The following is a 22,614-nucleotide window of genomic DNA, read 5'->3' on the forward strand; positions in this document are numbered from 1 at the left end:
CCCCCCCCCCCCCCCCCCCCCCCCCCCGGGCGCCCCCCCCCCCCCCCCCCCCCGCTCCTACAGAGGATTTTTTTGTGACGGGATCAGGCGCCGATCACCCCGCCATCCTCGCGCACAATCGCCATCACCGACGAGCGAGGCTTGCCGTTCGGCAAGTGCGCGGGGAAGGTCGAGCCGCCGGTTTCACCCGGGTGCTGGATGCCGACGAACAGGGTCTTCTGGTCCGGCGCGAAGGCGATACCGGTCACTTCACACGCCACCGGCCCGACCATGAAGCGACGGATTTCGCCAGTCGCCGGGTCGGCGCAGAGCATCTGGTTGTTGCCCATGCCGGCGAAATCTCCGACGTTGCTGTAGTCGCCATCCGTGAGGATCCACAGCCGGCCATCCGCATCGAAACCCAGGCCGTCAGGGCTGTTGAACATGTTCTGCGCGGTGACGTTGGTCGAGCCGCCCTTGGCCGCACCCGGATGCACCTCGGGGTTGCCGGCGACCACGAACAGGTCCCAGTCGAATGTCATCGAGGCGTGATCGTCCGCGGTTTCGCGCCAGCGCAGGATTTGGCCGTAGACGTTCTTCTCGCGTGGGTTGGGTCCGCCCACCGGTTGGCCTTCTTCGCCACGTTTGACGTTGTTGGTCAGGGTGCAATAGACCTGGCCGTCCTTGGGGCTGACCACGATCCACTCGGGGCGGTCCATGCGCGTGGCTTTGAGCAGGCTGGCGGCCAGGCGCGCGTGGATCAACACTTGCGCCTGGCTGGCGAAGCCGGCGGCGGCGTTGAGGCCGTTCTTGCCATGGCTCAGTTCCAGCCACTGGCCCTTGCCTTTGGGGTGCCCCGGATTGCCGTCGCCTTCATCGAAGCGCGCCACATACAAGGTGCCGTGGTCGAGCAGGTTGCGGTTGGCGGTGGGGTTTTTGTGGTCGATGCGGTCGCGGCTGATGAACTTGTAGATGAACTCGCCCCGCTCGTCGTCGCCCATGTACACCACCGCGCGGCCATCGCGGGTTTCGCCGAGGGCGGCGTTTTCGTGCTTGAAGCGGCCGAGGGCGGTGCGCTTGACCGGCGTGGACTTCGGATCGAACGGGTCGATTTCCACCACCCAGCCGTGGCGGTTCAGTTCGTTGGGGTTCTTCGCCAGGTCGAAGCGCGGGTCGTGCTGATGCCAGCCGACTTCCTTGCCGGTCACCGAGGCGCCGTAGCGTTTTTGCGCGGCATCGAACGCCTGCTGTGGGTCGCTGCTGCCGAAGCAGTCGGTGAAGTTTTCTTCGCAGGTCAGGTAGGTGCCCCACGGCGTCTTGCCGTTGGCGCAGTTCTGGAAGGTGCCGAGCACCTTGGTCGCGCTGTTGTCGGCGGCGGTGCGCAGCCAGGCGTCACCGGCGGCCGGGCCGCTCAGGCGGATTGGCGTGTTGCCGTGGATGCGGCGGTTGTAGGGCGAGTCCTCGACGAACTGCCACTGGCCGTCCTTGCGCCGCACTTCGATCACCGACACGCCTTCGGCAGCCTGGGCCTTGTGCACGTCTTCGGCGTTGGCGGGCTGGCCACCGTGGTCGAACAGGTAGCGGTAGTTGGTGTATTCGTTGTTGATCGCCATCAGCGCCCGGTGTTCATCGCCGGGGAAGGGGAACAGGCTCATGCCGTCGTTGTTGTCGCCGAACTGGATTTCCTGGGCCTTGGCCGTGCCCTTGCCGGACGGGTCGAAGGCTGGCGCCTTGGCGCTCAGCGGCTGGCCCCAACTGATCAGCACCGAGGCCTTGTAGCCCGGCGGCAGGCTGATGCCATCGGCGGTCGACGCGGGAATGCCGGCGAAGCCGAGCAGGGTGCTGCTGGCGGCGCTGACGCTATCGGCCAGCACGCTGCGGCTGAGGAGGTTGCCACCGAGAAACAGCGCCGCACCACACAAGGCACCGGCGCCGATGAAGCGGCGACGGCTGAGACCGACCAGTTGCTCAAGGTCGGTCAGTTGATTTTCTTCTAATAGGCTCATGACAGGCTTCCTGCGGTTTAGGCAGTCACCTTAATCAGCCGTTATGACATTTATATGGCGAATTTTAGACCGGTGTTCCGAGAAGAACGTAGGTCGGAAGGAAGCGAACCTGTACGACGTTTCCGACGCCAAGACCGTGGGTCCGCAGCCACTCCGGCTCGGCGAACGCACAGAGAATCTGCCCGCTGTTCAACGTCAGGCGCAGCTCGCTGGGGCCCTGTGGATCGTCGAGCAATTCTTCGATTTCCGCGTTCAGGCTGTTGCTGCCTTCGGGCACCGGTTCGTCGAGGGTGGCCAGTTCCAGCCAGCCGGCCTTGATCAGCGCGACCACCGCGGTGCCGATCTCCAGCTCCAGGCGATGGGTGCTGTCGTGGGTGATCTGCGCTTCGATGCGCAGACCGCCGGCGAGGGTCAGTTCGATGGTGTCGTTGCGCCCTTGCGGATGGATCGCGCTGACCCGGCCATGCAACTGGTTGCGCGCGCTGGTGCGCAGCATCAGGCGGCCGAGCAGGTCGAGGTCGCTGCTGTCCTCGGCTTCTTCGAGGATCTGCGCCTGCAGGATCTGCAGGCGTTGGTACAGGCGCAGCACCCGGCGTCCTTCATCCGACAGGCGGGCGCCGCCGCCGCCGCGGCCACCGGTGCTGCGTTCCACCAGCGGTCGGGAGGCGAGGTTGTTCAGTTCGTCGATGGCGTCCCACGCGGCCTTGTAGCTCATGCCGGCGGCTTTTGCGGCACGGGTGATCGAGCCTTGCTCGTCAATGTGCTGCAACAGGCCGATACGTTGCGGACGGCGGACGATGTGCTGGGTCAGGGGCGCGGGCAAGGGCATAGGATGGGTACGAAAGATGACGATGATCGGCAGGAAAGTGCCCGCCTGCCTGCTGCAAGTCAAGCGTCGCCGGGTCGCGGGGTGCGCGCCAGGCAGTAGACATCGACCCGTTTCGCCCCGGCATCGCGCAGCAGGCGCGCCAGTGCCTGGGCTGTTGCGCCGGTGGTCAGGACGTCATCGACCAGCGCCAGATGGCGGCCCTGGATGCCCTCCGCGGTCGCGAGGGCGAAGGCGCCGTTGAGGTTGCGCTTGCGTGCGCGGGCGTTCAGGTCCTGTTGCGCCGGGGTGTCTCGCAATCGGTCCAGCAGTTGTGAATTGCAGGGAATCTTCAGTTGCGCACTGATCCACTCGGCGAGCATCTGCGCCTGGTTGTAGCCGCGTTGGCGCAGGCGCCGGGTTGCCATGGGTACCGGCAACAGCAGGTCCGGGCGCGGCAGGCCTTCGTCGAAGCGATGGCCGAGCCAGTTGCCGAGCATCTGCGCCAGCAGCCGGCCCAGCGGCCATTGGCGCTGGTGCTTGAAGCGGGTGATCAGCGCATCCACGGGAAAGCCGTAATGCCAGGGCGCTTCGACCTGCCGGAACGCCGGACGCCGGCGCGCGCACTGGCCGCAGAGCAGACCGCGCATCGGCAGCGGCAGGGCGCAGATCCGGCAGTGTTCATCGAGCCAGGGCAGCTCGCTTTCACAGGGCACGCAAATCGGGTGCGGCTGCTCGGACGCTTCATCACACAATAAGCAGGTCTGGTTGTTATTTGTACAGATGTAAACCGGTGGTTCTTTGTGTGGTTGACAGCGCATGAGGCTTCCTTAACTATGCGGGCTATCCGTGATGCGCTGGCGGGGCATTCCTGTTCCGGCGCCAGTACAAGCCTAAACAAGGAAACACCCATGAGCGCCAGCGCAACTGCAACGCTTCGTCACGACTGGTCCCTGGCCGAAGTCAAAGCCCTGTTCCAACAGCCGTTCAATGACCTGCTGTTCCAGGCGCAGATGGTGCACCGGGCGCATTTCGACCCCAATCGCGTACAGGTCTCGACGCTGCTGTCGATCAAGACCGGCGCCTGCCCGGAAGATTGCAAATATTGTCCGCAGTCCGGTCACTACAACACCGGGCTGGAAAAACAGAAGCTGATGGAAGTGCAAAAGGTGCTGGAAGAGGCCGCCCGAGCCAAGGCCATCGGCTCCACCCGTTTCTGCATGGGCGCGGCGTGGAAGCACCCGTCGGCCAAGGACATGCCCTACGTCCTGCAGATGGTCAAAGGGGTCAAGGCCCTGGGTCTGGAAACCTGCATGACCCTGGGCAAGCTCGACCAGGAGCAGACCGTCGCCCTGGCCGATGCTGGCCTGGATTACTACAACCACAACCTCGACACCTCGCCGGAGTTCTACGGCAGCATCATCACCACCCGCACCTACAGCGAGCGCCTGCAGACACTGGCCTATGTGCGTGACGCCGGGATGAAGATCTGCTCGGGCGGAATCCTTGGCATGGGCGAGTCGCTGGACGACCGCGCCGGCCTACTGATCCAGTTGGCCAACCTGCCGGAACACCCGGAATCGGTGCCGATCAACATGCTGGTGAAAGTCGCCGGCACGCCGCTGGAAAACGCCGAGGAGGTCGATCCGTTCGACTTTATTCGCATGCTGGCGGTCGCCCGTATTCTCATGCCGCAGTCCCATGTCCGGCTGTCCGCCGGGCGCGAAGCGATGAACGAGCAGATGCAGGCGCTGGCGTTCATGGCCGGGGCCAACTCGATCTTCTACGGCGAGAAACTGCTGACCACCGCCAACCCGCAGGCCGACAAGGACATGCAGCTTTTCGCACGTCTGGGCATCAAGCCCGAAGCCCGCGAAGAGCACGCCGACGAAGTGCATCAGGCCGCCATCGAGCAGGCACTGATCGAGCAGAAGAGCAGCGAGCTGTTCTACAACGCCGCGTCGGCCTGAGGCAGCCATGAGCTTCGATCTCCGTGCGCGCCTCGAACAGCGGCGCGCCGCTGACCTGTATCGTCAGCGCCCGCTGCTGCAAAGCCCGCAGGGGCCGCAGGTGGTGGTGGATGGCCAGCCGCTGTTGGCCTTCTGCAGCAACGATTACCTTGGCCTGGCCAACCATCCTGAAGTGATCGCCGCCTGGCGTGCCGGCGCTGAACGTTGGGGCGTGGGCGGTGGCGCCTCGCACTTGGTGGTCGGTCACAGCACGCCGCACCATGAACTGGAAGAGGCCCTGGCCGAGTTCACCGGGCGCCCGCGGGCGCTGCTGTTCACCACCGGGTACATGGCCAACCTCGGCGCGATCACCGCGCTGGTGGGGCAGGGCGATACGGTCCTGCAAGACCGCCTCAACCACGCTTCGCTGCTCGACGCCGGGTTGCTCAGTGGCGCGCGCTTCAACCGCTATTTGCACAACGACGGCGACAGCCTCGACAACCGCCTCGATAAAGCCGAAGGCAATACCCTGGTGGTTACCGATGGCGTGTTCAGCATGGACGGCGATATCGCCGACCTGCCGGAACTGGTCAACCGCAGCCGCGACAAGGGCGCCTGGTTGATGGTGGACGACGCCCACGGCTTCGGCACCCTGGGCCGTCGTGGCGGCGGGGTGGCCGAGCACTTCGGCCTGAGCCTGGAAGAACTGCCGGTACTGGTTGGCACGCTGGGCAAGGCGTTTGGTACGGCGGGTGCGTTCGTTGCCGGCAGCGAAGAGCTGATCGAGTGCCTGATCCAGTTCGCCCGCCCGTACATCTACACCACCAGCCAGCCACCGGCGCTGGCCTGCGCCACGCTGAAAAGCCTCAGCCTGCTGCGCGACGAATACTGGCGGCGCGAACATCTGGCGGCGCTGATCGCCCAGTTCCGCGGCGGCGCCGAGCAGATTGGCCTGCAACTGATGGACAGCTTCACGCCGATCCAGCCGATCCTGATCGGCGATGCCGGACGCGCCATGGCGCTGTCGCGGATGCTGCGCGAGCGCGGCCTTTTGGTGACCGCGATTCGCCCGCCCACCGTGCCCGCCGGCAGCGCCCGCCTGCGCGTGACCCTGACCGCCGCGCACAGCCCGGCCCATGTGCAGCTATTGTTGAATGCATTGGCCGAGTGCTATCCGCTGTTGGAGCCTGTCGATGCGTAACCATCTGATTCTGCTGCCTGGCTGGGGCCTGGGCAGTGCCGCGCTGGAGCCGCTGGCGGCCAGTCTGCGGGCGCAGGATGCCGGCCTTCGGGTCGAACTGGCGACGTTGCCGGAACGGGTCAGCGATGACCCGAACGTCTGGCTCGACGAGCTGGACCGGCGTCTGCCCAAGGACACTTGGCTGGGCGGCTGGTCGCTGGGCGGGATGCTTGCCGCCGAGTTGGCGGCGCGGCGCGGTGACCGTTGCTGCGGGCTGCTGACCCTGGCCAGCAACCTCAGTTTCGTCGCTCGTCCCGACTGGCCGGACGGCATGGCGGCGGACACCTTCGAGGCGTTTGTCGACGGTTGTCGGGGTCACACCTCCGTCACCCTCAAGCGCTTCAAATCGCTCTGCAGCAAGGGCGCGCAGGAACAGAAAAGTGTTCTGCGCCAATTGGAAGTCGGCGTGCCGGACACCGATCCCGTGCTGCTGGTGAATGGCCTGGAAATCCTCGGCCGACTGGACACCCGCGCGGCCCTGCAAGCCTACGGCGGACCGCAACTGCATCTGTTTGCCGGTGCTGATGAACTGGTGCCGGCCAAGGCCGCCCGGGCCCTCAGTGACTTGTTGCCGGATGTGGAAGTGGGGCTGGTGGAAGAGGCTTCCCACGCCTTCATCCTCGAATACCCGCAAGACCTGGCCGCGGCCATCAAGACCTTCCTGCACGAGAGCGGCGATGACTGATCTATCCCTGCCGGGGTTGCCCGGCGCCTTGCCCGACAAGCGCCAGGTGGCCGCGTCGTTTTCCCGTGCCGCCGCCAGCTACGACAGCGTCGCCGAATTGCAGCGCGCCGTGGGCGGCCACTTGCAAGGGCTGCTGCCGAAGGATCTGCAGCCGCGGTGCTGGATTGATCTGGGCAGCGGCACCGGTCATTTCAGCCGTCAGTTGCAGGTACGTTATCCACAGGGGCTGGGTGTCGCTGTCGATATCGCCGAAGGCATGCTGCGCCATGCCCGCGAGGCGGGTGGCGCGCACTTTCATGTGGCCGGGGATGCCGAGCGGCTGCCGCTGCGGGATAGCTGCGCGGAGCTGATGTTCTCCAGCCTGGCGGTGCAGTGGTGCGCGGACTTTCGCGCCGTGCTGAGCGAGGCGCGGCGCGTGTTGCAGCCGGGTGGCGTGCTGGCCTTCTCCAGCCTGTGCGTTGGCACCCTGCATGAGCTGCGGGCAAGCTGGGAGGCGGTGGATGGGCTGGTGCATGTCAATCGTTTCCGCCGGCTCGAGGATTATCAGCGCCTGTGCGGCGAGAGCGGCCTTGAGGTTCTGGGGCTGCATGCACAACCGCATGTCTTGCACTACCCTGATGTGCGCAGTCTGACCCATGAATTGAAAGCACTCGGCGCGCACAATCTCAACCCCGGTCGACCCACCGGACTGACCGGACGGGCACGGATGCAGGGGCTGTTGCGGGCTTACGAGCAGTTCCGCCAGCCGCAAGGCCTGCCGGCCACCTATCAGGTGGTGTACGGGGTTTTGCACAAGCCGCTGACACAAGGGGAGTGACATGACCGCGGCCTATTTCATCGCCGGAACCGATACCGATGTCGGCAAGACCACCGTCGCCGCCGGCCTGCTGCATGCGGCGCAACTGGCCGGCCTCAGCACCCTCGGCGCCAAGCCGGTGGCCTCGGGCTGCGAAGTGACGCCCAAGGGCCTGCGCAATGCCGATGCCCTGGCACTGATCGCGCAGAGTTCGATCAAGTTGCCCTACGAACAGATCAATCCCTTTGCTTTCGAGCCGGCCATCGCGCCGCACCTTGCCGCCCGCGAAGCCGGTATCGAGCTCAGCGTGCAGGGCCTGCTCGGCCCGATGCGCGAGATTCTCGCCCGGCAGGCGGATTTCACCCTGATCGAAGGCGCGGGCGGCTGGCGGGTACCGCTGTCGCACCACGCCAATCTGTCCGACCTGGCGGTGGCGCTGAAGCTGCCGGTGATTCTGGTGGTCGGCGTGCGGCTGGGCTGCATCAACCACGCACTGCTCAGCGCCGAGGCAATTGGCCGCGATGGCCTGCAACTGGCGGGCTGGGTGGCCAACATCATTGATTCGCGCACCTCGCGGCTGGAAGAGAACCTCGCCAGCCTTGCCGAGCGCCTGCCCGCACCCTGTCTGGGACGTGTGCCACGGCTCAAGCCGGCGAGCGCGGAAGCGGTGGCGGAGCATCTGCAAATCGACCTGCTGGACTGACGCGACCGTGCAAGGTCTGGTCGGTCGCTAGCGGTTCTCTATTGCAGGGCAGGGTGCCATTAGTGTTTTTGACGGGCCTTTTGCGCCGGCCTCTGCTTCAATAGCCACTGTATTGCCACTCTCGCCTTCAAGCTTTTTGGAGTATTGAAATGGAAATCTCGGGCAGTTCCGCATTCTATGCCGGCCTGGGCGCCATTCAGGCCGGTCAGCACCGCGTCGATCAGGCTGCCACTCAGATCGCCAACAGCACCGTCGAGCGGTCCGTCACCAGCCAGTCCAGCGACTACCAGGCCGAGCGCCTGCGTTCGGTCGATCGCAGCCAGCAATTGGACCTGGCCACCAACACCGTTGAGCAGGCCCTGGGCAAGCAGCAGGTCGAACTCGGTGTCAAAGTGGCCAAAGCGTCGGACGAAATGCTCGGCACGCTGATCGATACCTACGCCTGAGGCCCGCCGCTTCAGGCTTCATCTTTCCCCGATACCCTTTATTCATCAGCGCCTTGGCAATTGTGCCGGGCGTTCGGCTGCGTGTTTTCTACACTTTCTTCCAGGGTTTCATGCAAACGGAGGATGACAAAAGTGCCACCGGCGGGGTGCTTGACAAGCTTTCGGCGTAAACGTATGTTTCAAACAACTGTTTGACCGAAAGCCGCCAAGAGCTGGTCGGTGTGTCGCGGTCTCTCCCACCCCATCCAGGATTCATCAGCAGAGGTTCATCGCTATGCCTGAATACAAAGCCCCCTTGCGTGATATTCGTTTCGTCCGTGATGAACTGCTCGGCTATGAAGCGCACTATCAGAGCCTGCCGGGTTGCCAGGACGCCACGCCTGACATGGTGGATGCCATCCTCGAGGAAGGCGCCAAGTTCTGTGAACAGGTATTGGCCCCGCTGAACCGCGTTGGTGACCTGGAAGGCTGTACCTGGAGCGAGTCGGGCGTGAAAACCCCTACCGGTTTCAAGGAAGCCTACAAGCAGTTCGTCGAAGGCGGCTGGCCGAGCCTGGCGCATGACGTCGATCACGGCGGCCAGGGCCTGCCCGAGTCGCTGGGCCTGGCGGTCAGCGAAATGGTTGGCGAGTCGAACTGGTCGTGGGGCATGTACCCTGGCCTGTCCCACGGTGCGATGAACACCATCTCCGAGCACGGCACCCCCGAGCAGCAAGAGGCTTACCTGACCAAGCTGGTGTCCGGCGAATGGACCGGCACCATGTGCCTGACCGAGCCGCATTGCGGCACCGACCTGGGCATGCTGCGCACCAAGGCCGAACCTCAGGCCGACGGTTCCTACAAAGTCACCGGCACCAAGATCTTCATTTCCGCTGGTGAACACGACATGGCCGACAACATCGTCCATATCGTCCTGGCCCGCCTGCCCGATGCACCGGCCGGCACCAAAGGCATTTCCCTGTTCATCGTGCCGAAGTTCCTGCCGACTGCCGAAGGCACCATCGGCGAGCGCAACGCTGTTTCCTGCGGTTCCCTCGAACACAAGATGGGCATCCACGGCAACGCCACCTGCGTGATGAACTTCGACGCCGCCACCGGCTACCTGATTGGCCCAGCCAACAAGGGCCTGAACTGCATGTTCACCTTCATGAACACCGCTCGCCTGGGGACCGCGCTGCAAGGCCTGGCCCACGCTGAAGTGGCCTTCCAGGGTGGCCTGAAATACGCCCGCGACCGCCTGCAAATGCGCTCGCTGACCGGTCCGAAAGCACCGGAAAAAGCGGCTGACCCGATCATCGTCCACCCGGACGTGCGCCGCATGCTGCTGACCATGAAGGCCTTCGCCGAAGGCAACCGCGCCATGGTCTACTTCACTGCCAAGCAAGTGGACATCGTCAAGTACAGCCAGGACGAAGAAGAGAAGAAGAAAGCCGACGCACTGCTGGCTTTCATGACGCCGATCGCCAAGGCCTTCATGACCGAAGTCGGCTTCGAAGCCGCCAACCACGGCGTGCAGATCTACGGCGGCCACGGCTTCATCGCCGAGTGGGGCATGGAGCAGAACGTTCGCGACAGCCGTATCTCCATGCTGTACGAAGGCACCACCGGCATCCAGGCCCTGGACCTGCTGGGCCGTAAAGTCCTGATGACCCAAGGCGAAGCGCTGAAGGGCTTCACCAAGATCGTCCACAAGTTCTGCCAGAACCAGGAAGGCAACGAAGCCACCAAGGAATTCGTCGAGCCACTGGCCGCGCTGAACAAAGAGTGGGGCGAACTGACCATGAAGGTCGGTATGGCCGCCATGAAGGACCGCGAGGAAGTCGGCGCCGCTTCGGTGGACTACCTGATGTACTCCGGCTACGCCTGCCTGGCCTACTTCTGGGCTGACATCGCCCGCCTGGCGGCCGAGAAACTGGCTGCCGGCACCAGCGAAGAAGCCTTCTACACCGCCAAGCTGCAGACCGCGCGCTTCTACTTCCAGCGCATCCTGCCGCGTACCCGCACTCACGTTGCCACCATGCTGTCCGGTGCGAACAACCTGATGGCGATGGACGAAGCGAACTTCGGCCTGTCTTACTGATTGCTCTGCTGTACCCAAAAACGCCTGCCCTAACCGGCAGGCGTTTTTTTTGTCTGCTGAAATCCTGTCGCCGGCGATGAGGCCGGTTTGATCCAACAGATGAGGTTCAAGCTTCAGGCTATTGCTGCCGTTAAAGAAATTGACGTCAAAAATTTATCTATTCATGTGCATTGCCGATACAGTAGAGGCACAATGACATTATCGATCTGCTGGATCGGAGAGTTCTCTTGTTCCGTTTTTCCGCTGTAAAAGTCAGTCACTTCCTTCCCGGCGCCTGCTTGCTGCTGTCCGGGCTCGCGGCCGCCTATGTGCGGGACTTGTCGGTGTTCTTCACGTCGCTGTTCAACGTGCTGCCGACCCTGGTGCTGCTGCTCGGCGGCGCTTACTGCGCGGTGTATCGGCGTCAGCGCGAGCTGTTCCTGATGATCACCGTGTACATCGCCTACTACCTGCTCGACACCCAGACTGATTTCTATCGTGACAACGGCCGGGTCCGCGAAGATGCGGCGGTGGTGTTCCACCTCGTCTGCCTGCTGTTGCCGATCCTGTTCGCGCTGTTCGGCGCCTGGCAGGAACGCACCCACCTGTTCCAGGACATGGTGGCGCGCTTCGCCGTGCTGCTGGCGGTGGGCAGCGTGGCGCTGGGCCTGGAGCAGAGTTACCCACAGGCGTTGCTGGGCTGGCTGGCGGAGATCCGTTGGCCGGCGCTGCACGGGAAATGGATGAGCCTGATCCAGTTGTCCTACCCGGTGTTTTTCCTCGCCTTCGTCGTGCTGGTGGTGCAGTACCTGCGCGAGCCGCGGCCCCTGCATGCGGCGCAGATCATTGGCCTGATCGGCATTTTCTGGATGTTGCCGCAGACGTTCATCCTGCCGTTCACCCTGAACATCATGTGCAGCCAGGTGATGCTGATGATCGCCGCCGCGGTGTCCCACGAGGCTTACCAGATGGCCTTCCGCGACGAACTCACCGGCCTGCCCGGTCGTCGCGCGCTGAACGAGCGCATGCAGCGCCTGGGCCGCAACTATGTGCTGGCGATGACCGACGTCGACCACTTCAAGAAATTCAACGACACCCATGGCCACGATGTCGGTGACCAGGTGCTGCGCCTGGTGGCGAGCAAGCTGTCCAAGGTGACCGGCGGCGGCCGTGCCTATCGCTACGGCGGTGAGGAATTCGCCCTGGTGTTTGCCGGCAAGACCATCGAGGAATGCATGCCGCACCTGGAAGCGGTGCGCGAGATGATCGCCAACTACGCCATCCAGTTGCGCAATCAGGACAACCGCCCGCAGGACGACCAGCAAGGTCGCCAGCGCCGCGGCACGGCGGGCGCCAGCAGCGTTTCGGTGACCGTCAGTATCGGCGCCTGCGAACGCCAGCCCGAGCACCGCGGCCCGGACGAAGTGCTCAAGTCCGCGGACCAGGCGCTCTACAGCGCCAAAGGCGCGGGACGCAACTGTGTGATGGCCCATGGGCAAAAAGATCGGCGTGGAGCGATGCGCGTGGCGTGACCGTAACTGACTGTTCGGTCTCTTGATGACCCTATGTGTCGCAAAAGTTGTTGGGTTAGACTTTGGACCTTGGTTCTTAGTACCGGTCCTACAATGGGATCGCCCACGACTCACGGTTTGAGAGGTTGCCATGGCTGACTATAAAGCGCCGCTGCGCGATATGCGCTTCGTCCTCAATGAGGTCTTCGAAGTCTCGAAGTTGTGGGCCGATCTGCCCGCGCTGGCCGAGACGGTGGACGAAGACACCGCCATGGCGGTGCTGGAAGAAGCCGGCAAGGTCACCGGCAAGAGCATCGCGCCGCTGAGCCGCGCCGCCGACGAAGAAGGCTGCCACTGGGACAACGGCGCAGTACGCACCCCGGCCGGGTTCATCGAGGCCTACCGCACCTACGCCGAAGGCGGCTGGGTCGGCGTTGGCGGTGACCCGGTGTACGGCGGCATGGGCATGCCCAAGGTGGTCTCGGCCCAGGTCGAGGAAATGGTCAACTCCTCCAGCCTGTCCTTCGGCCTGTACCCGATGCTGACCGCCGGCGCCTGCCTGTCGATCAACGCCCACGCCAGCGACGAGTTGAAGGAACAATACCTGCCGAACATGTACGCCGGCGTCTGGGCCGGGTCCATGTGCCTGACCGAGCCGCATGCCGGCACCGACCTCGGCATCATCCGCACCCGCGCCGAGCCGCAGGCCGACGGCAGCTACAAGGTCAGCGGCACCAAGATCTTCATCACCGGCGGCGAACACGACCTCACCGAGAACATCATCCACCTGGTGCTGGCCAAGCTGCCGGACGCCCCGGCCGGTCCGAAGGGCATCTCGCTGTTCCTGGTGCCGAAATTCCTGGTCAATGCCAACGGCAGCCTGGGCGCGCGCAACCCGGCCACCTGCGGTTCGATCGAGCACAAGATGGGCATCCAGGCCTCGGCCACCTGCGTGATGAACTTCGACGAAGCGGTCGGCTATCTGGTCGGCGAGCCGAACAAGGGCCTGGCGGCCATGTTCACCATGATGAACTACGAGCGCCTGGGCGTTGGTATCCAGGGCCTGGCCTCGGCCGAGCGCTCGTACCAGAACGCCGTCGAGTACGCCCGTGACCGTCTGCAGAGCCGCGCGCCAACTGGCCCGCAGGCCAAGGACAAGGTCGCCGACCCGATCATCGTCCACCCGGACGTGCGTCGCATGCTGCTGACCATGAAAGCCCTGAATGAAGGCGGCCGGGCGTTTTCCACCTACGTCGCCATGCAACTGGACACCGCCAAGTTCAGCGAGGAGGCGACCACCCGCAAGCGCGCCGAGGATCTGGTCGCGCTGCTGACGCCGGTGGCCAAGGCCTTCCTCACCGACCTCGGCCTGGAAACTGCCGTACATGGCCAGCAAGTGTTCGGCGGCCACGGCTACATCCGCGAATGGGGCCAGGAGCAACTGGTGCGCGATGTGCGCATCACCCAGATCTACGAAGGCACCAACGGCATTCAGGCACTTGACTTGGTGGGCCGCAAGATCGTCGGCAGCGGCGGCGCGTTCTACACGCTGTTCGCCGACGAGATTCGCCATTTCACCGCCACGGCGGGCAGCGAACTGGCCGAGTTCACCGCGCCGCTCAACGCCGCCTTGAATGACCTCGACGAACTGACCGCCTGGGTGCTGGATCGCGCCAAGGGCAACCCCAACGAGATTGGTGCGGCTTCGGTGGAATACCTGCACGCCTTCGGCTACACCGCCTACGCCTACATGTGGGCGTTGATGGCGCGCACCGCGCTGGCCAAGCAGGGCGACGACACGTTCTACGCCAGCAAATTGGGCACCGCGCGCTTCTACTTCGCCCGCCTGCTGCCGCGTTTGCAGTCGCTGTGCGCCTCGGTCAAGGCCGGTAGCGAGTCGCTGTACCTGCTCGACGCCGAGCAGTTCTGACGTAAATGCGCCATGTAAGCATTTACTTACATGGCGTGGTGGTCTTTGGCGTCTTCCGGAATATTGGATCCACAGTTAATCTTTCTCACATGGACGTCGCGCAGGACGCGCAATGAACAACCAGGGATGAACGAAGGATTCTCACCAGGATGGTGGGGCGAAAGGGAAGTCAAAAGGGAAACAGTCTGCAAAACCCCGCTTCGGCGGGGTTTTCTTTTGCCTGCGTTTTTATCCCAGTACATCCAGCGGCGACAGGCCCATCGGCCGCGGGGCGATCTCTTCTTCCAGCAGCGTGTGCAGCAGTTCCACCGACGCCTGCTGACGCTGAGCATCGCGGAACACCAGCCCGACCTTCAGCGGCACCCGTGGCTCGCTCAACGGCTTCCAGAGTAGTTCCGGATCTTCCGACCCCTCCTGCGCCCGCCCCGGCAACACCGTCGCCAGCGAAGTGTGCGCCAGGCTGTCGAGTATCCCGCCCATATTGTTCATTTCCGCTTGCACCTGTGGGCGCCGGCCCAGGTTGGCCAGTTGCCCCTGCCAGATCTGCCGCACCTGGAATTCCTCGCCGAGGAGGATCATCGGCAGTTCGGCGGCCTGTTTCAGCGAGACCTTCTTGAACTCGCGCAGCGGGTGCGTGTGCGGAATCACGACTTGTAACTCGTCTTCGTACAGCAGCAGCCCGTGCAGCCCCGCCTGGCGCGGCGGCAGGTAGCTGATGCCGATGTCCAGCGTGCCGTTGAGCAGACGCCGTTCGATCTCCATCCCCGACAGTTCGTAGATCTGCACCACCAGGTGCGGCTGGGCCTTGCGCACCCGGTCAAGCAACTGCGGCACCAGGCTCGGCCGTACCGTTTGCAGCACGCCGATGGCCAGGGTACGCAGGGCCTGGCCCTTGAAGTTGCGCAGTGCTTCGCGGGCCCGCTGCAGACCGTCGAGCAGGGGCACGGCGTGGTTGTAGAGGGTGTGCGCGGCCAGGGTCGGCAGCAGGCGCTTGTTGCCGCGCTCGAACAGGCTGACATCGAGGCTGTGCTCGAGCTGGCGGATCTGCTGCGACAGCGCGGGCTGGGACAGCGACAGGCGCTCGGCGGCGCGGCCGACATGGCCTTCTTCATACACCGCGACGAAATAACGCAGTTGGCGAAAATCCATAACTTCTACTTATCGAAAAAGCTCGAAAAACGAAATGGCCGCGACGGCCCGAGACGCCTAGTCTATGCCCGTATTCACAAGGTTTACAGGGCCAGAAGGCGCGATGAACACCGTATATGTGGATGGCGTTTACATAGGCAAGGCAAAGAATCTCGGTCACGGTTTGATGACCGATATCGATAAGGAAGAGGTTGCGCGGCGGCTTTGGTTATGGCCGCAGGGGCTTGGAAGCGATGAACACGGCGACCCACGTTTCCATACCGGCCCGGAACGGGCCCTGCACCACTATCCGGCCGAGCACTACGCCTGGTGGCGGAAACGTTATCCACAGATCGACTGGCGGGCACCGGCGTTTGGCGAAAACCTCTCGACCCACGGCGTCACCGAAGAACAGGTGTGCCTGGGCGACCTGTTCCGCTGGGGCGGGGCGCTGCTGCAAATCAGCCAGCCGCGCTCGCCCTGTTATCGCCTGAGCCACCGCTGGGGACTGTCGGAGCTGCCGCAACAGGCGCAGGACAGCGGCCGCTGCGGCTGGTTCTACCGGGTGCTCAAGCCCGGCTTCGTCAGCGCCGACGAGCCGTTTGAACTGATACAGCGCAGTTATCCCGGCCTCACCGTGGCTTGGGCGCTGCACACTTTTTACCGTGAACCTCTGGAGCATGCGGGTTTGAAGAAGCTGGTGGATTGTCCGGCCCTGTCGTCACGCTGGCGCGATATCGCGATCAAGCGTCTGCGCAGCGGCAGGGTCGAAGACTGGAGCGCACGCTTGCTCGGCCTGCCACTGGAAGGACTGCGCGCATGAACCTGTTCAACCTGCGGCGCCAGGCGGCACGCGCCGTCGAAGCGGCGCCGGCTCCGGCGCTGGCCGACCCCGTCGACCCGCTGTCTCGCGAGCACCTGATGCCAGCCGTCGAACGTGCCGCGCAGGTCTTCGTCCGTGGCCAGGGCTCCTGGCTGTGGGACAGCGAAGGCCGGGCCTACCTCGACTTCACTCAGGGCAATGCGGTCAACAGCCTCGGCCACAGCCCAAAGGCACTGGTCCAGGCCCTGAGCGGCCAGGCCCAGGCGCTGATCCATTCCGGCGCGGGGTTTCACAACCGCGGCCAGCTCAAGCTGGTCAATCTGCTGTGCCAGAGCACCGGCAGCGACCAGGCCTATCTGCTCAACAGCGGCGCTGAAGCCTGTGAAGGGGCGATCAAGCTGGCGCGCAAATGGGGTCAGCTTCATCGCAACGGCGCTTACCACATCATCACCGCCAGCCAGGCGACCCATGGCCGTAGCCTCGGGGCGCTGGCCGCTTCCGACCCGCTGCCGTGCAACCGCTGCGAGCCGGGCCTGCCGGGTTTCAGCAAAGTCCCGTTCAACGATCTGCCGGCGCTGCATGCGGCAGTGGACTCGCGCACCGTGGCGATCATGCTGGAGCCGATTCAGGGCGAGGCCGGTGTGATCCCGGCGACCCAGCATTACCTCAAGGGCGTGGAGCGGCTGTGCCGCGAGCTGGGCATTTTGCTGATCCTCGATGAAGTGCAGACCGGCGTCGGCCGCTGCGGTGCACTGCTTGCCGAACACACCTACGGCGTGCGCGCCGACATTCTGACCCTCGGCAAGGGCCTCGGCGGCGGCGTGCCGATCGCCGCGCTGCTGGCTCGCGGCACCGCTTGTTGCGCCGAGGCCGGTGAACTGGAAGGCAGCCACCACGGCAACGCGCTGATGAGCGCGGCAGGTCTTGCGGTGCTGGAAACGGTGCTGGACAGCGGTTTCCTCAGCCAGGTGCAAGACGCCGGGCGTCACCTGCGTGACGGTTTGAGCCGTCTGGCCGGACGTTACGGCCAGGGCGAAGTCCGTGGCCAAGGCCTGTTGTGGGGGCTGGAACTGAACGAGCCGCTGGCGGCCGAGGTGGTCAAGGCGGCGTTGCAGGAAGGCCTGCTGCTCAATGCGCCGCAGCCGAATGTGCTGCGCTTCTCGCCGGCGCTGACCGTCAGCCACGGCAATGTCGACGAAATGCTGCTGCGTCTGGCCCGGGCCTTCTCCCGTGTCCACACCGCACAACTGAGCCGGCGCCGCGAGGCCAACGCCTGACTCCGGCTCAGTAACGAATCAAACGAACCGTCTCGCGTTCCTGCGCGTCGCCCCGGACCTGTTGTTTTTGGTCTGGGGCGTTTTTTTTCGGCAATGGCGACTGGCTATGCTGTGGGAACCACGGCGCAGAGGCCGGGGTCAGAACAGGACATCATTCGAGGAGATGTTTCATGGACTTCATCCGCATCATCATCGCCATCCTCCTGCCACCGTTGGGGGTGTTTCTGCAGGTGGGGTTTGGCGGCGCATTCTGGCTGAACATCTTGCTGACGCTGCTGGGGTACATTCCGGGGATCGTGCATGCGGTGTATATCATCGCCAAGCGCTGAGCTTTTGAGCCTCATCGCCGCATCGCAGCGATGAGGCCATCAACCCGCGCCCAAAACCTTGCAGTAAAACCGCCACTCTTCCTCCAACGCATGCGCCAGGTTCGCTGCCGTCCTGAACCCATGCCGCTCGGTCGGATAGAAATGTCCCACCGCCTCGATCCCATTGGCCTTCAGCGCCGCCAACATCGAGCGGGTCTGTTCCGGCACTACCACCGCATCCAGTTCGCCCTGGAAGAAAATCACCGGCACCTTGATGTTTCCCGCGTGCAGTAGCGGCGTGCGGGCGTGGTAGCGCTCGGCATCCCGTTGCGGGTCGCCGATCAGCCAGTCCAGATAATCCCCTTCGAACTTGTGCGTGGCCCGGGCAAGTGCAACGGGATCGCTGACGCCATACAAGCTGGCGCCGGCGCGGAATACGTCGTGGAAGGCGAGGGCGCACAGGGTGGTGTAGCCGCCCGCGCTGCCACCACGGATAAACGCCTGGGCCGCATCGACCAAGCCTTCAGCCGCCAGGTGCGCGACCGCCGCGCAGGCGTCTTGCACGTCCACCTCGCCCCAACGCAAGTGCAGCGCCTGCCGGTAGGCCCGGCCATAGCCGCTGCTGCCGCGGTAATTGAGGTCGGCCACGGCGAAGCCGCGCTGTGCCCAGTATTGAATGCGCGGGTCGAGCACCGGATAACAGGCCGAGGTCGGCCCGCCATGGATGAACACGATCAGCGGCGTCGGGCCGCTGCCGTTCATGGCCGGGTAGAAGAAACCGTGAGCCTCGCCGTCGCCGCTCGGGTAGCTGAAGCCGCGCGGGCGGCTGATGCCCTCGGCGGGCAACGGCAGCACGCCGCCGGCCAGCACCTGGACTTCATGGCTATGACGGTCGATGGAGATCACCGCTGGCGGGCTGACCGGTGAGGCGGCGATGGCGTAGATCGACGTGTCGTCCAGATCGAGGCTGCGGAAGCGGCTGTAGTCGCCGCTGAAGTCGTCCAGCTCGCCGTTCGCCGTGCGCACACCGAGGCGGGCGAAACCGCTTTCGAACCAGCTCGCCAGATAGCCATCGCTCACCGGCAGCCAGGTGCTGGCGCCCAGTTGCCACGGCGCGCCGGCATGGTCGGCGTTGGCGGCGGGCAGCGGCTGCCACTGGCCGTCGATTTCGCCCCAGGGTTGCCAGTAGCCGTTGCGGTCGGACAGGCAGTAAAGCCGGCCGTCGCGGTCGAAACGCGGTTGTTGCAGTGACTGCGGGCTGGCGTCGCCGGCGATGCAGCGTGGCGCTTGCTGCCCGTCACGAACATAGAGCCGGGTCGCGGTCCAGGGCTGGTCGGGCCGGCTCCATTCGATCCAGGCCAGGCGTTGGCCGTCATCGCTCAAGGTCGGCGCGGCGTAGAAGTCCGCGCCTTCGGCCAGTACCTCGCGATCACCGTCGGCGGCAATGGCGACCAGCCGATGTTCCACTTGTTCGGGGGCGTGGGTTTCTTCCACCGCCAGCAGCCGGCCGGCGGCCCAGAGCAGGTCGCCATAGCGGCGCTGGCCTTGGGTCAGGGCTTGCGGCGGTGTGCCGTCGAGGGCTTGGCGGTAGAGCTGCTGATCGCTTTCATTGACGAACACCAGCCCGTCGTCGCTCAGGCAGAACGAGCCGCCGCCGTATTCGTAAACCCGGCTGCGTACGCTGAAACCGACCGGGGTCAGGCAGCGGGCCAGTCCGTTGCGCCAGTGCCAGATCCGGCAGGCGCCGTCGAGTGGGCGGAATTCGTTCCAGAACAGGCCGTGGGCACCGACCTTCAGTTCGGCGAAGTCGGTGCCGGCGGCGACGGCCTGGTCGGCGCTGAAGCGCTCAGCCGCGAGCGATGAGTCGGGAGTTTCGGTCATTGCGGAAGGTCATCTGGTCGATGGTCAGGCTGGCGGTCTCGGCCTCCTCCCGCGCCGCGAGAATCATGCCGTGGTCCGCCGATTTGGCACACACCGGATCAGCCTTGCTGGCGTCGCCGGTGAGCATGAACGCCTGGCAGCGACAGCCACCGAAATCACGTTCCTTTTCATCGCACGAGCGGCACGGCTCAGGCATCCAGTCATAACCACGATAGCGGTTGAAACCAAAGGAGTCGTACCAGATGTGCTGCATGCTGTGCTCGCGCACGTTGGGAAACTGCACCGGCAGTTGCCGCGCGCCGTGGCAGGGCAGGGCCGTGCCGTCCGGGGTGACGGTGAGGAACACGCTGCCCCAGCCGTTCATGCAGGCCTTGGGGCGTTCTTCGTAGTAGTCCGGGGTGACGAAGATCAGTTTGCACGGGTTGCCTTCGGCCTTGAGCCGGTCGCGGTATTCGTTGGTGATGCGCTCGGCGCGCTCCAGTTGCGCGCGGGTCGGCAGCAGGCCGACGCGGTTCAGGTGCGCCCAGCCGTAGAACTGGCAGGTGGCAAGCTCGACGAAGTCGGCTTCGAGGGCGATGCACAGCTCGATGATGCGGTCGATGCGGTCAATGTTGTGCCGGTGGGTGACGAAGTTCAGCACCATCGGATAGCCCTGGGCTTTCACCGCCCGGGCCATTTCCAGCTTCTGCGCGAAGGCCTTCTTCGAGCCGGCGAGCAGGTTGTTCACCTGTTCGTCGCTGGCCTGGAAGCTGATCTGGATATGGTCGAGCCCGGCCTTCTTGAAGGCGGCGATCTTGTCCTCGGTCAGGCCGATGCCGGAGGTGATCAGGTTGGTGTAGTAGCCCAGTCGCCGGCCTTCGCCGATCAGCTCGGCGAGGTCCTGGCGCACCAGCGGCTCGCCGCCGGAAAAGCCCAGTTGCGCCGCGCCCATTTCCCGCGCCTCGGCCATCACCTTGAACCACTGTTCGGTGGTCAGCTCCTGGCCCTGGGCGGCGAAGTCCAGCGGGTTGGAGCAGTACGGGCATTGCAGCGGGCAGCGGTAGGTCAGCTCGGCCAGCAGCCACAGCGGCAGGCCGACCTCGGGTTTGCCCGGTTGCTCACTCAAGGGTGATCCAGTGTTCGGCACGGGCCACCTCCATGAATTGCTCGATGTCTTCGGGAAGCTCGGGCACGCCGGGGAATTTCTCGTCGAGCAGGGCGATGATCGCGTTGACGTCACGCTCACCGTCGATCAGCTCGCCGATCAGCGCGGCGCTTTCATTGAGCTTGATCATGCCCTCGGGATACAGCAGCACGTGGGCTTTCTGCGCCGGCTCGTACTGGAAGCGGTAGCCGGGACGCCAGCGCGGCGTCAGGTATCGGTCGAGGCTCATAGGGCGATCCCCCGGTGCCAGACCCGCGCGTCGGTGACGCTGTGATAGGGCGGGCGGTTGAGTTCGTAGGCCATGCTCATGGCGTCGAGCATGCTCCAGAGAATATCCAGCTTGAACTGGAGAATTTCCAGCATGCGCTGCTGGCCGTCTACCGTCGTGTAGTGCTGCAGGGTGATGGTCAGACCGTGTTCGACGTCACGCCGCGCCTGGCTCAGGCGGTTGCGGAAGTAGGTGTAGCCGGTCGGGTCGATCCACGGGTAATGCTGCGGCCAGGTGTCCAGCCGCGATTGGTGGATCTGCGGCGCGAACAGTTCGGTCAGCGAGCTGCTGGCCGCTTCCTGCCAGCAGGCGCGGCGGGCGAAGTTGACGTAGGCGTCCACGGCGAACCGCACGCCGGGCAGAACCAGTTCCTGCGACAGCACCTGCTCGCGGTCCAGCCCCACCGCCTCGGCCAGGCGCAACCAGGCTTCGATGCCGCCGTCCTCACCGGGTGCGCCATCGTGGTCGAGGATGCGTTGCAGCCATTCGCGGCGCACGTCGCGGTCCGGGCAGTTGGCGAGAATTGCCGCGTCTTTCAGCGGAATGTTCACCTGATAGTAGAAGCGGTTGGCGACCCAGCCCTGGATCTGCTCGCGGGTCGCGCGGCCTTCGTACATCGCCACGTGGTAAGGGTGGTGGATGTGGTAGTAGGCGCCCTTGGCGCGCAGTGCCTGCTCGAATTCGGCGGGGGACAGCGGTTTCGCGTCGCTCATTACCTAGCGGCTCCTCAGAGTTCGATGCTCATGCCGTCGAAGGCGACTTCCACGCCACGGCGGTCCAGTTCGGCGCGCTCGGCCGAGTCCTCATCGAGAATTGGGTTGGTGTTGTTGATGTGGATAAGCACCTTGCGCTGCGCGGGGAAGCCTTCCAGCACCTGGAGCATGCCGCCGGCGCCGTTTTGCGGCAGGTGGCCCATTTCGCTGCCGGTGCGGGTGCCGACACCGCGGCGCTGCATTTCGTCGTCGTTCCACAGGGTGCCGTCCACCAGCAGGCAGTCGGCGTCCTGCATGCGTTGCAACAGGCTGTCGTCCACCTTGCCGAGGCCCGGCGCGTAGAACAGTTTGCCGCCGGTGCTCAGGTCTTCGACCATCAGCCCGAGGTTGTCGCCGGGGTGTGGGTCAAAGCGATGCGGCGAGTAGGGCGGTGCGGCGCTGCGCAGTGGGAAAGGGCTGAAACGCAGGTTGGGGCAGGCGTCGATGGTGAAGCTGCCGTCCAGTTCGATGCGGTTCCAGGCCAGGCCGCCGTTCCAGTGTTCGAGCATGTTGAACAGCGGGAAGCCGGTGGTCAGGTCCTGATGGACCATCTCGGTACACCAGACCTGATGCGGACAGCCTTCGCGCAGGCTGAGCAGGCCGGTGGTGTGGTCGATCTGGCTGTCGAGCAGGATGATCGCGTCGATGCCGCTGTCGCGCACGGCGCGGGCCGGCTGCATCGGGGCGAACGACTGGAGTTGGGCGCGGATATCCGGCGAGGCGTTGCAGAGGATCCAGTGCACGCCGTCGTCGGACAGGGCGATGGACGATTGCGTCCGTGCCTTGGCCCGCAGCGTGCCGTCGCGGTAGCCCTTGCAGTTGGGACAATTGCAGTTCCACTGCGGGAAACCACCGCCGGCGGCGGAACCTAGAATCTGGACGTACATGGCCTACTCCTGCCCCGTCTGAAAATGAAAACGCCTC

At 64.6% G+C, this 22,614-nt stretch carries 21 protein-coding genes; 12 read left to right on the forward strand and 9 right to left on the reverse strand.

Annotated features, from left to right (window positions below; all coding sequences use genetic code 11):
• Window positions 1–83 precede the first annotated feature (83 nt).
• The 3 genes from NTD82_RS17535 to NTD82_RS17545 all read right to left on the reverse strand — a co-directional run bounded on the left by NTD82_RS17535 (window position 84) and on the right by NTD82_RS17545 (window position 3,611).
• Complete coding sequence (locus NTD82_RS17535) at window positions 84–1,985, reverse strand: PhoX family protein (protein WP_262129602.1); 1,902 nt, start codon at window positions 1,983–1,985, stop codon at window positions 84–86.
• 64 nt (window positions 1,986–2,049) lie between these two features.
• Entirely contained in the window at window positions 2,050–2,814 is a 765-nt protein-coding gene (locus NTD82_RS17540) for a TOBE domain-containing protein (RefSeq protein WP_262129603.1), read from the reverse strand.
• A 59-nt stretch (window positions 2,815–2,873) separates the two neighbouring features.
• Complete coding sequence (locus NTD82_RS17545; protein ID WP_262129604.1) at window positions 2,874–3,611, reverse strand: ComF family protein; 738 nt, start codon at window positions 3,609–3,611, stop codon at window positions 2,874–2,876.
• A 90-nt stretch (window positions 3,612–3,701) separates the two neighbouring features.
• Between NTD82_RS17545 and bioB the strand changes: the two genes are divergently transcribed.
• From bioB to NTD82_RS17590, 9 genes are all read left to right on the forward strand, one after another.
• A complete protein-coding gene (bioB, locus tag NTD82_RS17550; protein ID WP_262129605.1) occupies window positions 3,702–4,760 on the forward strand; it encodes a biotin synthase BioB in 1,059 nt (352 codons plus the stop codon).
• Window positions 4,761–4,767: 7 nt separating this feature from the next.
• Complete coding sequence (gene bioF, locus NTD82_RS17555) at window positions 4,768–5,940, forward strand: 8-amino-7-oxononanoate synthase (protein WP_262129606.1); 1,173 nt, start codon at window positions 4,768–4,770, stop codon at window positions 5,938–5,940.
• Complete coding sequence (locus tag NTD82_RS17560) at window positions 5,933–6,664, forward strand: alpha/beta fold hydrolase (protein ID WP_095156190.1); 732 nt, start codon at window positions 5,933–5,935, stop codon at window positions 6,662–6,664. Before bioF ends, NTD82_RS17560 begins: the two co-directional genes overlap by 8 nt.
• On the forward strand, window positions 6,657–7,481 hold the full coding sequence (gene bioC / locus NTD82_RS17565) for a malonyl-ACP O-methyltransferase BioC (protein ID WP_262129607.1): 825 nt from the start codon (window positions 6,657–6,659) through the stop codon (window positions 7,479–7,481). The genes NTD82_RS17560 and bioC overlap by 8 nt, the downstream gene beginning before the upstream one ends.
• A 1-nt stretch (window position 7,482) precedes the next feature.
• A complete protein-coding gene (gene bioD / locus NTD82_RS17570) occupies window positions 7,483–8,163 on the forward strand; it encodes a dethiobiotin synthase (protein WP_262129608.1) in 681 nt (226 codons plus the stop codon).
• 149 nt (window positions 8,164–8,312) lie between these two features.
• Window positions 8,313–8,609, forward strand: coding sequence for a pyrroloquinoline quinone biosynthesis protein PqqE (locus NTD82_RS17575; protein ID WP_262129609.1), 297 nt, complete (start codon window positions 8,313–8,315; stop codon window positions 8,607–8,609).
• Window positions 8,610–8,883: 274 nt separating this feature from the next.
• Window positions 8,884–10,689, forward strand: coding sequence for a phenylacyl-CoA dehydrogenase (locus tag NTD82_RS17580; protein ID WP_262129610.1), 1,806 nt, complete (start codon window positions 8,884–8,886; stop codon window positions 10,687–10,689).
• 227 nt (window positions 10,690–10,916) lie between these two features.
• Window positions 10,917–12,200: a GGDEF domain-containing protein gene (locus tag NTD82_RS17585; protein ID WP_095156185.1), complete on the forward strand. Its 1,284-nt coding sequence runs from the start codon at window positions 10,917–10,919 to the stop codon at window positions 12,198–12,200.
• A 130-nt stretch (window positions 12,201–12,330) separates the two neighbouring features.
• A complete protein-coding gene (locus NTD82_RS17590) occupies window positions 12,331–14,109 on the forward strand; it encodes an acyl-CoA dehydrogenase C-terminal domain-containing protein (RefSeq protein WP_262129611.1) in 1,779 nt (592 codons plus the stop codon).
• 228 nt (window positions 14,110–14,337) lie between these two features.
• Here the strand turns inward: NTD82_RS17590 and NTD82_RS17595 are convergent, their stop codons facing one another.
• Complete coding sequence (locus NTD82_RS17595; RefSeq protein ID WP_262129612.1) at window positions 14,338–15,258, reverse strand: LysR family transcriptional regulator; 921 nt, start codon at window positions 15,256–15,258, stop codon at window positions 14,338–14,340.
• A 103-nt stretch (window positions 15,259–15,361) separates the two neighbouring features.
• Here NTD82_RS17595 and NTD82_RS17600 point away from each other — a divergent pair, with 103 nt between their 5' ends.
• The 3 genes from NTD82_RS17600 (at window position 15,362) to NTD82_RS17610 (ending at window position 17,666) form a co-directional block, all read left to right on the forward strand.
• The gene (locus NTD82_RS17600) at window positions 15,362–16,060 is read left to right on the forward strand and encodes an MOSC domain-containing protein (RefSeq protein ID WP_095156182.1); all 699 of its coding nucleotides are present in this window, start codon (window positions 15,362–15,364) and stop codon (window positions 16,058–16,060) included.
• Entirely contained in the window at window positions 16,057–17,337 is a 1,281-nt protein-coding gene (locus NTD82_RS17605) for an aspartate aminotransferase family protein (RefSeq protein ID WP_262129613.1), read from the forward strand. Before NTD82_RS17600 ends, NTD82_RS17605 begins: the two co-directional genes overlap by 4 nt.
• A 170-nt stretch (window positions 17,338–17,507) precedes the next feature.
• Window positions 17,508–17,666 (forward strand): YqaE/Pmp3 family membrane protein, encoded by a 159-nt coding sequence (locus tag NTD82_RS17610; RefSeq protein ID WP_003177654.1) that lies wholly within the window; start codon window positions 17,508–17,510, stop codon window positions 17,664–17,666.
• A gap of 39 nt (window positions 17,667–17,705) precedes the next feature.
• Here the strand turns inward: NTD82_RS17610 and NTD82_RS17615 are convergent, their stop codons facing one another.
• From NTD82_RS17615 to pqqB, 5 genes are read right to left on the reverse strand one after another with little or no spacing between them, the layout of a single operon-like run.
• A complete protein-coding gene (locus NTD82_RS17615; protein WP_262129614.1) occupies window positions 17,706–19,526 on the reverse strand; it encodes a S9 family peptidase in 1,821 nt (606 codons plus the stop codon).
• Complete coding sequence (gene pqqE / locus NTD82_RS17620; protein ID WP_410017064.1) at window positions 19,492–20,652, reverse strand: pyrroloquinoline quinone biosynthesis protein PqqE; 1,161 nt, start codon at window positions 20,650–20,652, stop codon at window positions 19,492–19,494. The genes NTD82_RS17615 and pqqE overlap by 35 nt, the downstream gene beginning before the upstream one ends.
• Window positions 20,624–20,899: a pyrroloquinoline quinone biosynthesis peptide chaperone PqqD gene (gene pqqD, locus NTD82_RS17625; protein ID WP_095156178.1), complete on the reverse strand. Its 276-nt coding sequence runs from the start codon at window positions 20,897–20,899 to the stop codon at window positions 20,624–20,626. The genes pqqE and pqqD overlap by 29 nt, the downstream gene beginning before the upstream one ends.
• Window positions 20,896–21,651, reverse strand: coding sequence for a pyrroloquinoline-quinone synthase PqqC (gene pqqC / locus NTD82_RS17630; RefSeq protein WP_262129616.1), 756 nt, complete (start codon window positions 21,649–21,651; stop codon window positions 20,896–20,898). Before pqqC ends, pqqD begins: the two co-directional genes overlap by 4 nt.
• Window positions 21,652–21,665: 14 nt before the next feature.
• Window positions 21,666–22,577 (reverse strand): pyrroloquinoline quinone biosynthesis protein PqqB, encoded by a 912-nt coding sequence (gene pqqB, locus NTD82_RS17635; RefSeq protein WP_095156176.1) that lies wholly within the window; start codon window positions 22,575–22,577, stop codon window positions 21,666–21,668.
• Window positions 22,578–22,614: the final 37 nt, after the last annotated feature.

It is taken from the genome of Pseudomonas sp. 5P_5.1_Bac1 (assembly GCF_025466015.1).
Taxonomy (GTDB): domain Bacteria; phylum Pseudomonadota; class Gammaproteobacteria; order Pseudomonadales; family Pseudomonadaceae; genus Aquipseudomonas.